We start from the raw sequence: 14,529 nt of genomic DNA on the forward strand, positions 1-14,529 counted from the left end.
GCACGTCGTGGGGTCGACCTGCCCGTCCCCGCCGCCGGGATCCCGGCGGCGGGGACGGGCTACGACTCGTACGCGGCGCGCAACGCGTCCCGCACGGCGGCTTCGGCGGCGCCGCGGTCCAGGCCGAGGCGGTGGGCGCGTTCGGCATAGGCGGAGGCGGCGGCGGCCGCCTCCCGGTCCGCGGCGTCGCCCGCGGCCGCGACGAACGTGCCGTTGCGTCCGCGGGTCTCGATCACGCCGTCCGACTCCAGGGCGCGGTACGCCTTGGCCACGGTGTTCGCGGCCAGGCCGAGGTCGTCGGCGAGTCCGCGCACCGTCGGCAGCCGGTAGCCGACCGGGAGGGCTCCGGAGCGGGCCTGGTCGGCGATCTGGGCGCGCAGTTGCTCGAACGGCGCGGCGGCCGCGTTCGGACGGATGACGATCTTCAGGCTCACTGTGGTTCGCTCTCCCGGCGGGGCACGGCGCGGCTGTTTGTCGCGGCCATTGTGCTGCAGCCGCTCGGCGCCAGGGCGACGGCACGGCCGGGAGCGTGCGGGTCGTGGGCGATGGTGTCGCCGGGCTCGTGCAGGTGCAGCAGGAAGCGCTCGCCCGCGCGGTACGCGTCCAGGCCGGCCCTGCAGTACGCGACCACGTCGTCCGGCAGCGCGTCCAGCGGGAACCAGCCGAGCTCCGAGCACTTGTCGGGTTCGCGGTTGAACGGCTCCCGGCCGGTCCCGTCCGCGACGAAGAACCAGCCGATGCGGGCGGTCCCGCCGGGCGCGCGGTGCTGCATGACCAGCGCGACGGAGACGTCCTCGGGGCGCAGCGCGACGCCCACCTCCTCGTACGCCTCGCGGATCATCGCCTCCCGGACGTCCTCGCCGTTCTCGACGTGGCCGGACGGAGCGTGCAACAGGCCGTCGGCGTAACCGGTGTTGACCCGGCGGCCGAGCAGCACGCGGTCGCCGCGCCGCAGGATCAGGTGGACGTCGACGATCTCGCTGTGGCGCCGGGGCGGGGCCACCCGCACCACGGCCGCGTAGCGCTCGTCCCGTACCGGGCGGCCCCACAGCGCGGTGTCGTGGGCGAGCTGCTCGATCTCCGTGTGCGCGGCGAACGGACGGACCAGGGCGGCGAGTTCGGTCGCCGCGATGCCCGCCGGCTCCGCCTCGCCCCAGCGCCCCTCGACCAGCACGATCCGCCCGCCGCGCCGCAGCAGCCCCGCCCAGCGGCGCAGCGCCGCCGCGGGGTCGGGCAGCGCCCACAGCATGTGCCGCACCAGCACCACGTCGAACCGCCCCGCCGCCACGGGCGGCTGCACCGCGTCGCCGACGACCACCCGTGCGCCGGTGCCCGCCAGCTTCGCCCTGGCCAGGGCCACCATGCGCGGCGACCGGTCCACCCCGGTCACCCGGTGGCCCCGCTCCGCCGCCAGCGCCGCGAGACTGCCCGTCCCGCACCCCAGGTCCAGCACGTCCGCCGGTGTGTCCGGCAGCCACCCCCGCAGCCGCCCCGCCCACGCCTCCCGCACCGCGGGCGCACGCAGCCCGTGGTCCGGCTCCTCGTCGAAACGGTCCGCCACGGCGTCCCAGTACGCGTCTCCGCTCACATCGTCCACCCGCCGATCCTGCCACCCGCCACCGACACCGCCCCGACGGTGGGCCGCCCTTGCTGTCCCGGCCCAGCGGGCGCGTGCGGCGGCAGCCGGTCCGGGCCACCGTGCCGCCGGCGCGGGCAGCCGCGCGAGCCCTCTGCCCCGGCCACCGCCCGGACCACGTGACGACAGCCGCCACTTCGACGCCCGCGCCGGAGCGCGACCGGCCCGCGATGAGGACACCTCCCGCTGATGCGAGCAGGACCGCGCCCCCTCCCCCGCACCGGTGCGCGGCACTGAACCGGGCAGATCCCGCCCAACGGGCCTGCGGCGGCACAACAGGCCCACAGCCCCCGCCGGTCCGACCGGCGGGGAGCGTCATTCCAAGCACGCGATATTCGAAGGGCTTCGGCGACAGCGAGCCGTAGGGTTGGCGCGCCAAGACAGCCTGGTAGCAGGGGAGAAGCGTGCGGTCCGAGGAACATGCGGGGTGGGAGCGGGACTTCCCGGTCCGGTATCTCCTGGTGCGGGAGGACACCGACGGTGAGGAGGAGGGCGTGCTGTGGGGGCGGTGCGCGGAGGTCGAGGGCCTGTTCATGGACCCGCCTCCGCTGCCGCGAGAGGTACTGACACTGCGCGGCTGCCCGCGCGAGAGCCTGCTGGTCAAGGCCGTGACGGACAGCGCCGAACCGGTGCGGCTGCTGGGGGACGGAATGCTCTCGATCGAGCCTGTGGACCCCTCGAACGGCGGGCCGTGCCGCTACTGGGACCTGGAGGACACGGCTGTCCTGGCCCAGTGGCCCACGCCGGGCGATCCCGGGCGCGTGGACATCGTCGTGGGCACCGGCGTCAGAGAGGACGACTACTGGGGCGGCAAGCGGCTGCCTTCGAGCCCGCGGTTCGACCTGCGGTTCCCCTCGCTCCGGGGGGACAGCCCAACGGGCGGTTGCCGTTCCATTGACGGCCTGCTCACCCCGCGCCCGCAGCGACCCACCCAGCCCGTGCACCTGATCGGCTGCGAACCCGCCGCACCGCTTCTGGCCCTGCTGTGTCGTCCCCTTCCGCGGGAGGGCGACCCGATCACGCTCTGGCGCCTCGACCACCACGGCCGGGCGATGACCGGGTACCGCCTCGACCTGAACACCGTCGAGGCACGCCCATCCGTCCTCGGCGGAGCCCTGATCGACGTCACCGTCACCGACCCCGGTGACGACCGCCCCACCCCGGCCGCCCGCGCAGTCTGGGAGATCTGGTCCGACGGTGTTCCCACGCGGCCCAACCAGTGGGCACAGTTCGATGCCGAGGGCCGGTCCGAGTGGCTGGACCTCACCAGCGTCGGCCCGTACGGGCTGCAGGGCCTCTCCGGCGGGACGTACCACCTGGACGGACAGCACGTCACCGACAGGACCGGCTTGCTCCTGGCACTCGGCGAAGCCCTGCTCGGCCCTGGCGCCCACTACGGCAGAGACCTGGACTCGGTGCAGGACTACCTGGGCGGCGGGCCCCGCGTCGTCCCCCCGTTCACCCTCGTCTGGCACCACGCTGCCATCGCCCGCCACGCCCTCGCCGGACACGTCCTGGACCACCTTGGCGGCCTGTCCTACTTCGAGGAGACCGTGAACCTCCTGCGCGACAAGGGCGTCACCGTCGTGCTCCAGTGAGGGAGGCGACGGACACTCCCGGACCCCTTGAAGCCGGCGCCTGACCTGGAGAAGGAACGGAGTGGGGCAACGGCCAGGCCATCAGGGCCCGGTCGTACCGTCTCCCGGTGCCAGCCGCCGGCGCGGTCGCTCCCCCCGCACCGCTCCGTACGCACGACTCAGTGCAGGCCCAACTCGCGGTAGCGGGCGCGGCGGGCGGCGAGCCGGGGGGCGCGGGGGAGGGTGCGGAGGCCGGCGAGTTCGGCGCCGAGGATCGTGCCGAGGCGGGTGAGGAAGGCCTCGGGGGCGTCCGCGGCATCCTCGGCGCGCCCCGCGTCGGGCGCCTCCTCGACGACGCGGTCGACGATGCCGCGCGCGAGCAGGTCGGCGGAGCGCACGCCCTGCCGGGCGGCGACCTCGTCGGCCCGCCCGGTCGTCCGGTACAGGATGGCGGAGGCGCCCTCGGGCGGCAGCGGGGACAGCCATGCGTGCCGGGCGGCCAGCACGCGGTCCGCGGGCAGGAGCGCGAGGGCGCCTCCGCCGGCGCCCTGCCCGAGGAGGAGGCAGAGCGTGGGTGAGGGAAGGGTCACCAGGTCCGCCAGGGACCGGGCGATCTCGCCGGCGAGGCCGCCCTCCTCGGCCTCCCGGGACAGCGCGGCGCCCGCCGTGTCGACGACGGAGAGCAGGGGCAGGTCCAGTTCGGCCGCGATGCGCATGCCGCGGCGGGCCATCCGGAGCCCGGCGGGGCCGAGGGCGGGGGACCGTCCGTCGTCGGTCTCGTGCCGGTCGTGGCCGAGGACGACGCACGGGGTGCCGCCGATCCGGGCGAGCGCGAGCAGGAGTCCGGGGTCCCGCTCCCCCGCGCCGGTGCCGCTGAGCAGGGTCACGTCCTGGCCGGCCACCGTCAGCAGGGCGCGCAGTCCGGGCCGTTCGGGCCGCCGGGAGCGGCGGATCGACTCCGCCGCCGGTACGTCCCCCGCGGTGGCGTCCCCCGGGCCGTCGGCCACCGCGGGGGCGGCCTCGCCGCACAGCACCGCCAGCGCCCGCGCCGCCGCCCCGGCGAGCCGCGCGAGCGGCACGACGGCGTCCACGATGCCGTGGGCCAGCAGATTCTCCGCGACCTGGACCCCGGGCGGGAACGGCTCGCCGTACAGGGCCTCGTGCACCCGGGGGCCCAGGAAGCCGATGAGCGCTCCGGGTTCCGCGGTGGTGACGTGGCCGAGCGAGCCCCAGGAGGCGAGGACTCCGCCGGTGGTGGGGTGGCGCAGGTGGACCAGGTAGGGCAGTCCCGCCGCCCTGTGGTCGGTGATGGCCGCGGCGACCTTCACCATCTGGAGGAACGCGATGGTGCCCTCCTGCATGCGCGTCCCGCCGGACGCCGGTGCGGCGAGCAGCGGCAGCCGTTCGCGGGTGGCCCGCTCGATCGCCCGGACCAGCCGCTCCCCGGCAGCCACGCCGATCGACCCGCCGAGGAAACCGAACTCGCCCGCGACGACGGCCACCCGCCGGCCGCGTACGTCGCCCTCGCCGGTGACCACCGACTCGTCGAGCCCGGTCCGGGCGCGGGCCCGGGCCAGGTCGGCCCGGTACTCCTCGCCGTCGAGGTGCGGGGGCGGCGCGGACAGGGGCCGGTCCCAGCCGCGCCAGGTTCCGGGGTCGACGACGGCGTCGACGAACTGCAGGGAGCCGGGGCGGCGGGGCGGTTCGGTCATGGGGACACCCTGCCATCCCCCGGATGCGTTGGCCCGCAGGTCAACACGCCGTTGTGGGGCGGCACTCGGGGCGGGCGCGAGCGCCGGCAGGCGCGCCGGGGTCACTCGTGTGGCCCAAGTCCATCGCGTGCCGGCCATCGTTGTGGGGATGTGGCTACAGTCAATCCCCAGAGCGCGCCTGAGGCGTCGTCCGGGAGCGCGACCCCCCGGACCGTCCCGGCGTCCGTCCGCCGCACGCACCCCCCGCGCACCCCGCCCGGTTTCCCCCTCGGGGAGTGGGTCTTCATCCCGCGGACCGAGCATTTCCTCGGCAGTTCCTCGGACGCCTACATCGAGCGCGGTGACGAGCGGGTCCCCCTCGTCCACTGCTCCTCGGAGCTGGAGCAGTTCACGAGGGAGATGGCCGGGATCGAGGGGGACTTCACCCGTCGCTGCTCCGGCATCGACCGGGCGGCGCCGTACTGAGGGGCCGCCTCCTCCTCCTTTCCCACGTCCCCCGCTCCCGTTGTCTCCACGCCCGGCCCCGACAGGAATGCCTTCATGCCGCCTTTGCAGGACCGTTTCCGCCCTGAGAATGGTCTGCCGTACGAGGATCATCTCCACGGTCCCACCATTTACAGCCCCCGCCAGTCCTCCGACGACACCTCGGGGAACGGGGTCTTCTCCGCCCCGGACTTCGACGTCCTCAACGGGGCGTGGGCGTCCGAGGAGGAGCTGGCGCAGCTGCTCGACCAGTCCGGGGAGGAGGACGAGGAGGACGTCTTCCAGCACGCCCCGGACACCGCTACGCACGAGCTCCCCCTCACGCGGCGCCGGCACCGCAAGATCCGCCGGGCCGCGCTGCGGCGCCGGCTGACGCGGACCCAGACGCTGAGCTTCGTCGCCGCCGCGCTGGCGGCGACCATCGTGGCCATGGTGAGCGTGCTCGGCGGGATGATCGCGCACGACCCGCTGCGGAACATCGCCTCCGCCGACGGGTCCTCGGGCCTGGCCGACTGGTGGCCGCTGCTGGTGTACGGCCCGTGGATGGTGGCCTCGCTGTCGATCCTGCGCGCCGCCCTGCACCAGCGCCGCGCCCCGCACTCGTGGGCCGTCGTGCTGCTCTTCTCGGCGTTCGCCATCCTCTTCTGCATCGCCTGCGCCCCCAGGACGATCACCAACTGGACCGTCGCGGCCCTCCCCGCCATCGCGGCCCTGTCCTGCTTCCACCAGCTCGTCCGGCAGATCACCCTCACCAGGCCGCCGCGGCGCACCCCGCGCAGCCGGCGGCACTCCTGAGCCGGACGGCGGACAGCGAACGACGGACGGCGGACAGCGGACACCGCCCGCGTACGACATGGACTGCTTCCGGTCCCGCCGGGACCGGAAGCAGCGGCACGGGGTGGATCAGCTGAAGACGTCCGTGCAGTCGGTCCGGGTGGCGTGCGCCGGGTCGAGGGCGTTGGCCGTCTCGTGGAAGACGATGCGGTCGGTCAGCCCGATGAGGACGTGCTCGGACAGGTCGAGCGAGCACAGGTCCTGGAGCACCACGTTGTGGACGTCGGGTCCTGACAGGAACTGTGAGGTGTACGGCGTGACGACCTCGTCGTACCTGGTCGAGATCACCGTGTAGTGGATGCCGGGGAGGGTGTCGCCGCCGGCGTTCAGCTTGGTCAGGAAGGCCGATCCGGCCATCTGGTCCGTGAGGCCCTGGGGTGCGAGGTGCTCGATGGCCTCGGCCGCCCCGGGGAAGTAGGGCAGCAGGTTGAGCAGTCCGTTCAGATCGGTGCCGTGGTTGTCGGCGCCGATCCCGACGAGCGCGTTGACCTTGGCGGCACCGCCCAGGAACTTCATGTAGTACCGCGGCATCATGCCGCCCTGGGAGTGCCCGACGATGTCGACCTTGGCCGCGCCGGTGGCCGTGAGGACCCGGTCGACGTAGTCGGAGAGCTGCTGGGACGACGCGGCGATGGGGCCGAGCCCGTAGAAGACCGGGACGCCGGGCAGTTGGCCGTAGTCGAGGGAGTAGACGCAGTAGCCCCGCGCGACGAGGTACGGGGCGAGGCCGAGCCAGTTGTCGATGGAGTTGCCGAAGGTGCCGTGCACCAGGACGACCGGGCGCGGGTGGGCGGCGGAGGGCTTGCAGGACCAGTTGTTCCAGCCACTGCTGGGGGCGGAGGCGGCGGCTCGGGTGGGGGCGGGGGCGGCGGCGGCCGTGCCGGCCAGGGCGGGCGTGACGGTGAGGGCGGCGGCGAGGGTGAGGGCGGAGAGGAGCCGGAGCGCTGGTGTCCGTCTGAAGTGCAGCATCGAGCGATCTCCTCGCAGGTGGGGGAAAGAGCAGGGGGGACCGTTCCCTGACGACCTGTGATCCGGATCACAAGATTGCTGAGCTTCCGTCAATTTACGCACGGGTAACAAAAACCGGCCAGCTACCGGTCGGTAAAGAATGTGTCACACCGCCTTCACGGCCCCATGACAAGGGAGCGCTACGAGGCCTTGCGGAACGTGGCGGCCGGACGCACCGCGCCGAAGCCGAACCGGGCGTTCACCCGGTCCACGGCCGCCTCCGCCGTCAGGTGCGACGCGCGCATCGGGTCCAGCGAGAGCTGCTGGGCCACCCGTTCGGCACCGACGAGGTCCTCGGCGCGCAGCCCGATGCCGGCCAGGCGTGCCCGCTGCAGACCGGCCGAGTCCATCAACCGGTAGGCCAGGGTCCGCAGATCCTCGTCGTGCGCGGACGGCTCCGCGAGCCGCCGGGTCTTCTCCCAGCGCGCGCCGCCGGTGAACCGCAGCGTCAGGGACAAGGACCCGGCGACCTGCCGGCGGCCGCGCAGCATCGCCCCCAGCCGCACCACCAGGTCGAGGAGCGCGGCCCGGGCGGCGGGGCCGTCGAGCTCGTGCCGGGTGAAACGGTGCGTCACACCGGCCGACGGCGGCAGGTCCTTGGGGGAGACGGGACGGGGGTCCGTGCCGCGCGCCCGCTCCGCGGCCAGCCGGCCCGCGCGCCGGCCCAGGATCCGTTCGACGACGCCCGGCGGCACCGCGGCGACCGCCCCGATGGTGTGCAGCCCGTACGTGCGCAGCGCCTCGGCCTGCTGGGGGCCGATGCCGTGCAGGGCCTCGACCGGCAGCGGCGCCAGGAAGGCGTCCGCCGCGCCCTCGGGCACGATCAGGATCCCGCCCGGTCCCGCCACACGGTCCGAGGCCGTCGCCGCCACCGCCCAGGTCTCCGCGACCCCGATCCGCAGGTCCGTGGCCAGCCGCGCCATCGCGCGCAGCCGCACCAGCCACGCGATCCGCTCGGCGTCCGCGCCGAAGTACCGCTGCGCGCCCCGCGCCTGCACCAGCGCCGCCCGGGGCGGAACCGCCTGGACGACGGGCGAGAACTCGCGCAGCAGGTCCAGCACCGCCCGGTAGCCCTCCTCGGGCAGGGCCGGAGCGCAGCGCACGTGCAGGATGCTCGCCGCGCCGCCGGTCCCCCGCCCGGAATCGCCGTACGTCATCGTCCCGCGCTCCCCGGGCTGGAGTGCCAGAGCTTGCGTCCGGTGGGGGCGCCCTCGCCGGCGGGGCGCAGATCGGCCCAGGGGTGCATCTCGTAGCCGGTGGACATCCGGACCCGGCGGCCGTCGGGCGGCGCGACGGGCAGGCCCACGGGCTCGCCCGAGGCCTCGTCCGGGGTCCCGCCCGGGGCCTCGGCCAGCCGTGCCGCGACCGCTTCCAGGCCGCCCTGCCGGCGCAGTTCGACGAGTTCGGCGAGGTTCCACGCCGCGGAGCCGACGACGGACAGGCTCTGCGGGCCGCGGCGCTGGACCACCCCTCGGACCAGCAGCAGCCAGGAGTGGAAGACGGTGTGCGCGCAGGCCTCGTGGCTGTCGTCGAAGAAGGCGAGGTCGACCAGGCCGGTGCCGTCGTCGAGGGTGGTGAAGATGACCCGGCGCCCGGAACGGATGGGCGGGGTCTGGGTGGCGGCCTTGGCGCCGGCCACCAGGACGGTCTCACCGTGCCGCACCTCGCGCAGCCGCTTCGCCGGGATCGCGCCCAGTTCCTCCAGGAAGGCGAGGTGGTCCTCCATCAGGTGCCGGGAGGTGTCCATGCCGAGCACGCCGAGCTCGGCGCCGAGCCGTTCGGCCGCGTCCATGTCGGGCAGGCCGGCCGGCGGCGGGGCCGCCGCCTCTCCCCCGGTGAGGGCGAGCTGCCCGTCGTACGCGGAGGCGCGGCCCTGCCGGTGCAGCTCGGCGACATGGAGCAGCAGGTCGCGGCGGTTGCCGCCGAACGCGTCCAGCGCGCCGACCTGCACCAGCCGTTCGGCCACGGCCCGGCCGGGACGGGCGCGTTCCCACAGGTCCTGGAGCGAGGTGTAGGGCTGCCCGGCGGTGATCCGGGCGACCTCGGCCTCGCTGATGCCGTGCACCTCCGACAGTGCGAGCCGCAGACCCCACATCCCGGCACCACCCCCCTCATCAGACACCAGTTCGATTCGATAGGCCGCGCCCGACCGGCTGACGTCCAGCGGCAGCACCGGCACCCCGCGCCGCCGGGCGTCCGCGAGCAGCAGCCGCTTGGGGTACATGCCCGGGTCGTGGGTGAGCACCCCGGCGTAGAAGGCCGCCGGATGGTGCGCCTTGAGCCAGGCCGACTGATAGGTGGGGACGGCGAAGGCGACGGCGTGCGCCTTGCAGAAGCCGTACGCGCCGAAGGCCGAGACGATCTCCCAGGTGTGCCGGACGACCTCGCGGGGGTAACCACGCTCCCGCGCCCGGTCCGCGAACCAGGCCCGGACCCGGCCCTGCCGCGCCTCGTCCGACAGCGCCCGCCGGGCCTCGTCGGCGAACCCCCGGTCGCAGCCGGTCATGACCCGCATGATCTCGATCAACTGCTCGTGGAAGACGACGACTCCGTAGGTCTCGCTCAGCACGTCCTCCAGGTCGGGATGCGGGTAGTGGACGGGCTTGCGGCCGTGCCGGGCGTCGATGAAGGGCCGCACCATGTCGGCGGCGACCGGGCCCGGACGGAACAGCGAGATGTCCACGACCAGGTCGTGGAAGGTGCTGGGCTGCAACCGCCCCACCAGGTCGCGCTGCCCGGGCGACTCGATCTGGAAGCAGCCCAGCGTCTCGGCGGAGCGGATCAGTTCGTAGGTGGCCGGGTCGCCCGGCGGGACCTGCGCCGGGTCGTCCAGGTCGATCCGGCCGCCGCCGGTCCGCTCCACCTCGTCCAGGGTGTGCGCCATCGCGGACTGCATCCGCACCCCGAGCACGTCGAGCTTGAGCAGCCCGAGGTCCTCCACGTCGTCCTTGTCGAACTGCGACATCGGGAAGCCCTCGCCGCTGGTCGGCATCACCGGCGTGCGGTCCAGCAGCCCGGCGTCCGACAGCAGCACCCCGCACGGGTGCATGGCGACCCCGCGCGGCAGCGCGTCCAGCGCCTCGACCAGCTCCCACAGCCGGCCGTGGTCCTCCCCCGCCACCTGCCGCAGCTCGGGCAGTTCGGCGAGCGCGGCCCGCGCGTCGCGGGCCCGGATGTGCGGGAAGGCCTTGGCCAGCCGGTCGGTCTGCTCCGGTTCCAGCCCCAGGGCGGCGCCCACGTCGCGGACCGCGTGCCGGACCCGGTAGGTCTCGGGCATGGCGACGGTGGCGACCCGCTCGCTGCCGAACCGGTCCAGGATGCGCCGGTAGACCTCCAGCCGGCGGGCGGACTCCACGTCGATGTCGATGTCGGGCAGGGAGGCGCGCCGTCCGGACAGGAAGCGCTCCATGAGCAGGCCGTGGTCGACGGGGTCGGCGGCGGCGATGCCCAGAAGGTGGTTGACGAGCGAGCCCGCGCCGGAGCCGCGCGCGGCGACCCGGATGCCCATCTCCCTTACGTCGGCGACCACTTGGCCGACGGTGAGGAAGTACGAGGCGAAGCCGAGCTGCTCGATGATCCGCAGTTCGTCCTCCAGCCGCGCCCAGTAGCGCGGTTCGCGGTCGTGCCCGGTGCGGACCATCCCGGCGGCGCAGCGCGAGCGCAGGACGCGGTCGGCGGTGCGGGCGCCGGCCCCCACCGTCTCCGGCTCGGGGAAGTGCACCTGCCCGATCCCCAGGTCGTCCGCGGGGTCGACGGCACAGGCCGCGGCGGTGTCCTCGGTGGCGCGCAGCAGCCGGTGCGCGTCCGAGCGGCGGAGACCGGCCGCCTCCACGATCCGCTCGGCGGTGCGCGCCATGTCCCCCGCGTCCTTCAGCCAGCGCTCGCCGCCGTCCAGGCTCTCCGGCCTGCGGATGTCGACGGGCACGAGCCGGCGCGCCGAGTCCAGCACGTCGGCCACCTCCCCCTGCCCGGGATCGGCGTAGCGGACGGCGTTGGTCAGTACGGGGGCCACCCCCTGCTCGGCGGCGAAGCCGACGATGCGCGCGGCCAGCCGCAGCGAGCCCGGTCCGGTGCCGGCGCGGCCGTGGTGGGCGGCCTCCAGGCGCAGCGCGTCCCCGTACGCCGCGCGCCAGGGGCGCAGCAGCTTCGCGGCCCGGTCGGGGCGGCCGGCCGCTAGCGCCCGGCCGACCTCGGAGTCCGCGCCCAGCAGCACGAACACCCCCTCCTGCCCCAGGTCCTCCCAGCCCAGCCCCCCGTCCCCGGCATGGGCGGCGCTGATCAGCCGGCACAGCGCGGCCCAGCCGCGCCGGTCCCGGGCGAGGAAGACCGCCCGGTCGGTCGCCTCCGGGACGAAGGAGCCGCCGCGCACCGGGGTGCGCCGCCGGCCGCCGGACGGCTGGGCGGCCTGACCGTCGTACGCCGCGGGCACCGCGAGCGAGGCACCGAACAGCGGCCGCACCCCGGCCCGCGCGCAGGCCTTGGCGAAGCGCACCACGCCGGCCACGGTGTCCCGGTCGGTCAGCGCCAGCGCGTCCATGCCCCGCTCGGCGGCGCGCTCGGCCAGTCGCTCGGGGTGCGAGGCCCCGTACCGCAGCGAGAAGCCGGAGACGGTGTGCAGATGCGTGAATCCCGGCATACGCACCTCCGACCGCTCACATCTCCCCCCTTCCGGACCCTCCGGTACCCACCATAGACCACTTCTCGAACACACGTACGAAGACATGCCGGAGACGTGCCGGAAGCGTGCCGGATCCCTGTCCTCCGCCACCCTCCGCGTGGTTTCCTGCACACGACGTCACTGCCGGCGCGCACCCGAGGGGGAAGTCGCCATGCCGATGCTGCTGGTCAAAGGGTCCTTCCGGATAACCGGCACCGAGCCGGACGGCGACACCGTGGGCTTTGTCCCCACCCGCCACCCGGACTGGAACCGCGTCCCCGGAGCGGCGCGGCTCGACCTCACCGACTCCTGCCGGGGCAAGCTGCGCCTGGACGCCGTCGACGCCCTGGAGACCCACTACGGACCGACCTCGACGCCGGGCCACCAGCCACTGCCCTTCGCCCACGCGGCCCGGGACGAACTGCTGACGTGGCTGGGGTTCACCGACGTGCGGCGCGCGCCGGACAGCGAACGGGTCGTCTCCGCCGTCCCCGAGAGCGTCCCCGGGTGGATCCTGACCGGCGGCGTCGACGTGCACGGCCGCTGCGTCGCGCTGGCCGGCCGCGGCCCGCTGCCGGAGGGCACCCGCAGCGGCCAGGAGGTGACGGTCGGCGTGCCGCTGCTGCGCCGAACGGTCAACCACCACCTGATCGCGCAGGGGCTGGTCTACCCGACCTTCTACAGCAACCTCTTCGAGGACCTGCGCGAGGAACTGGCCGCGGTCACCCGGCAGGCCAGGACCGCGGGGACGGGACTGTGGCCGCAGGACGTGAGCACCGCGGGGGCGAAGGTCACCGGGCTCTCCTCGCTCACCGACGAGGCGGTGGTCGTCCCCAAGCTCTTCCGGCGCCTCTTCGACCACCTCGCGTCCGGAGAGTTCTCCCTCGGCTCCTTCCGCGCCTTCCTCGCGGGGGCGGCCGACACGTACCGGATCACCTCCTCGCCCACCCCGCACACCCAGGTACGCGGACTGCACCACGCCATCGAGGTCACGGACGACGGCACCGTACGGATCACCCGGCCGATCGAGGACCTGGTCTTCACCGAGGCATGACGACCGCAGCCAACTCCGCCACCCACCCCAGCAGTTCCTCGTCCTCGCCGGGACGCCCGACGACCTGCAGCCCCAGTGGCAGGCCGTTCGCGGCGTACCCGGCGGGCAGACTCACCGCGGGAAAGCCCGCGTTGCTCCACGGCAGGCACATCACCGAGTCGCCGGTGCTGCCCAGGCCGAACGGGGCCGGGCCGGTCGCGGACGGCGCCAGCCACACGTCGATCCGCTCCATCGCGTCCAGCAGACGGGCCCGGACGGCCCGGCGCTCGCGCACGGCCCGCTCGTAGTCGTCGCGGGCGATCGCCTGCCCCTCGCGGATGGCCGCGACGGTCTGCTCGCGGTAGAGCCGGCCGTGGCGGGGGAACCAGTCGGCGTGGGTGCGGGCCACCTCGTAGCGGTTCATGGTGAACAACTGCCGTACGACCGCCTCGAACTCCTCGGGGCCGTCCATCACCGGCACCTCGCGCACGGTCCAGCCCGCCGCCGCCAGCCGGACGGTCTGCGCGGCGAAGGCCGCCCGCGCCTCCGCCCCGGCCCGGTCCAGGTACGGTCCGGCCGGGACGCCGAGCACCGGACGCCGGGCGGTCCCCGGCTCCGGCTCGGATCCACGGCCCCGTTCCGGTTCCCGCCAGTCGTCGCACAGCACGGACGCGCCGAGCGCCGCACCCGCGACATCGGCGGCGAGCACGCCGACCGTGTCGAAGCTCGGGGCGTTGGCGATCACCCCGTCCACCGGGATCCGCCCGAAGGTGGGCTTGAAGCCCACCACCCCGCAGAAGGCCGCGGGCCGGATCACCGAGCCCACGGTCTGCGTGCCGACGGCCAGCGGCACCATGCCCGCCGCCACGGCCGCCGCCGATCCGCTGCTCGAACCGCCGGGCGTGTGCGCGGTGTTGTGCGGATTACGGGTCGGCCCCGGCGCGGTCACCGCGAACTCGGCCGTCACCGTCTTCCCCGCGATCAGCGCCCCCGCCGCGCGCAGCCGGTCCACCAGCGGCGCCTGCGGCCCCGCCAGTTCCTCCGCCGGCACCCGCGACCCGGCGCGGGTCTGCGTCCCGTCGCACCGCACGATGTCCTTGACGCCCACCGCGACCCCGGACAGCACGCCCGGCGGCGCCGCGGCCGCCTCCGCCGCGAGCCGGCCCCGCCGGTCGGGCTCGGGCACGAACGCCCTCACCCGGGCGTCGAGCCGGTCGATACGATCACACACCACTGCCACGCGATCCACCGGGTCCGTCACGGCGGTTCACGCTACGCCCAACCTCTGGCCTTGCTCAAACGGGGCGTCCCCTCGTGCGCCACCGGGCACACCGCCTCCAGGGGGTGGTGGGAATCTCCTGGCTCGTATGGACATGTTCCGCGGTCGCGGTGGAGCTGCTCGCCGCGGCGGCCGTACTGCTGCGCGCGCCGCGCGCTTCACTCGATGAGGTGACGGATCCGTACGGGGCGGCGTACCTGCGCGACGGTCCCCCGCGGCGCGGCCACCGTCGCCCTGCTCGCGCTCCATCTGCGCGGCACCCGTGGACGCCGGGCCGCACGGCACCGCCCGTGTCTCCGGGGTGATGGCC

11 protein-coding genes are annotated in these 14,529 nt (G+C 74.7%); 4 read left to right on the forward strand and 7 right to left on the reverse strand.

Going from position 1 to position 14,529, the window contains the following annotated elements; all coding sequences use genetic code 11:
• Positions 1 to 59: 59 nt before the first annotated feature.
• Entirely contained in the window at positions 60 to 434 is a 375-nt protein-coding gene (locus ACIP98_RS18030) for a GntR family transcriptional regulator (RefSeq protein ID WP_319661888.1), read from the reverse strand.
• Entirely contained in the window at positions 431 to 1,597 is a 1,167-nt protein-coding gene (locus ACIP98_RS18035; RefSeq protein WP_401976788.1) for a methyltransferase domain-containing protein, read from the reverse strand. Before ACIP98_RS18035 ends, ACIP98_RS18030 begins: the two co-directional genes overlap by 4 nt.
• A gap of 443 nt (positions 1,598 to 2,040) precedes the next feature.
• On the opposite strand from ACIP98_RS18035, the gene ACIP98_RS18040 reads away from it, so the two are divergent.
• Positions 2,041 to 3,234 carry a barstar family protein gene (locus tag ACIP98_RS18040; RefSeq protein ID WP_401976789.1) on the forward strand — a complete coding sequence of 398 codons (1,194 nt, stop codon included), beginning with the start codon at positions 2,041 to 2,043 and terminating at the stop codon, positions 3,232 to 3,234.
• Between the two features lie 158 nt (positions 3,235 to 3,392).
• Here the strand turns inward: ACIP98_RS18040 and ACIP98_RS18045 are convergent, their stop codons facing one another.
• A complete protein-coding gene (locus ACIP98_RS18045) occupies positions 3,393 to 4,925 on the reverse strand; it encodes a carboxyl transferase domain-containing protein (RefSeq protein ID WP_401976790.1) in 1,533 nt (510 codons plus the stop codon).
• Between the two features lie 150 nt (positions 4,926 to 5,075).
• On the opposite strand from ACIP98_RS18045, the gene ACIP98_RS18050 reads away from it, so the two are divergent.
• Together ACIP98_RS18050 and ACIP98_RS18055 are read left to right on the forward strand one after the other, a co-directional pair.
• On the forward strand, positions 5,076 to 5,390 hold the full coding sequence (locus ACIP98_RS18050) for a hypothetical protein (protein WP_319661884.1): 315 nt from the start codon (positions 5,076 to 5,078) through the stop codon (positions 5,388 to 5,390).
• Positions 5,391 to 5,465: 75 nt separating this feature from the next.
• Complete coding sequence (locus ACIP98_RS18055; protein ID WP_319661883.1) at positions 5,466 to 6,203, forward strand: DUF2637 domain-containing protein; 738 nt, start codon at positions 5,466 to 5,468, stop codon at positions 6,201 to 6,203.
• Positions 6,204 to 6,311: 108 nt separating this feature from the next.
• On the opposite strand, the gene ACIP98_RS18060 is transcribed toward ACIP98_RS18055, so the two are convergent.
• From ACIP98_RS18060 to ACIP98_RS18070, 3 genes are all read right to left on the reverse strand, one after another.
• Positions 6,312 to 7,211: an alpha/beta fold hydrolase gene (locus ACIP98_RS18060; RefSeq protein WP_319661882.1), complete on the reverse strand. Its 900-nt coding sequence runs from the start codon at positions 7,209 to 7,211 to the stop codon at positions 6,312 to 6,314.
• Positions 7,212 to 7,390: 179 nt separating this feature from the next.
• Positions 7,391 to 8,407, reverse strand: a complete 1,017-nt coding sequence (locus tag ACIP98_RS18065) for a hypothetical protein (protein WP_319661881.1) — start codon at positions 8,405 to 8,407, stop codon at positions 7,391 to 7,393.
• Positions 8,404 to 11,886, reverse strand: coding sequence for a DNA polymerase III subunit alpha (locus tag ACIP98_RS18070; RefSeq protein WP_401976792.1), 3,483 nt, complete (start codon positions 11,884 to 11,886; stop codon positions 8,404 to 8,406). Before ACIP98_RS18070 ends, ACIP98_RS18065 begins: the two co-directional genes overlap by 4 nt.
• A 193-nt stretch (positions 11,887 to 12,079) precedes the next feature.
• Between ACIP98_RS18070 and ACIP98_RS18075 the strand changes: the two genes are divergently transcribed.
• Positions 12,080 to 12,961 (forward strand): nuclease, encoded by an 882-nt coding sequence (locus tag ACIP98_RS18075; RefSeq protein WP_319661878.1) that lies wholly within the window; start codon positions 12,080 to 12,082, stop codon positions 12,959 to 12,961.
• Here ACIP98_RS18075 and ACIP98_RS18080 read toward each other — a convergent pair.
• Positions 12,948 to 14,174, reverse strand: coding sequence for an amidase (locus ACIP98_RS18080; protein WP_401976794.1), 1,227 nt, complete (start codon positions 14,172 to 14,174; stop codon positions 12,948 to 12,950). The two genes, ACIP98_RS18075 and ACIP98_RS18080, sit on opposite strands and share 14 nt — an antisense overlap.
• Positions 14,175 to 14,529: the final 355 nt, after the last annotated feature.

This window comes from Streptomyces sp. NPDC088354 (genome assembly GCF_044753585.1).
In the GTDB taxonomy this organism is placed as follows: Bacteria; Actinomycetota; Actinomycetes; order Streptomycetales; family Streptomycetaceae; genus Actinacidiphila.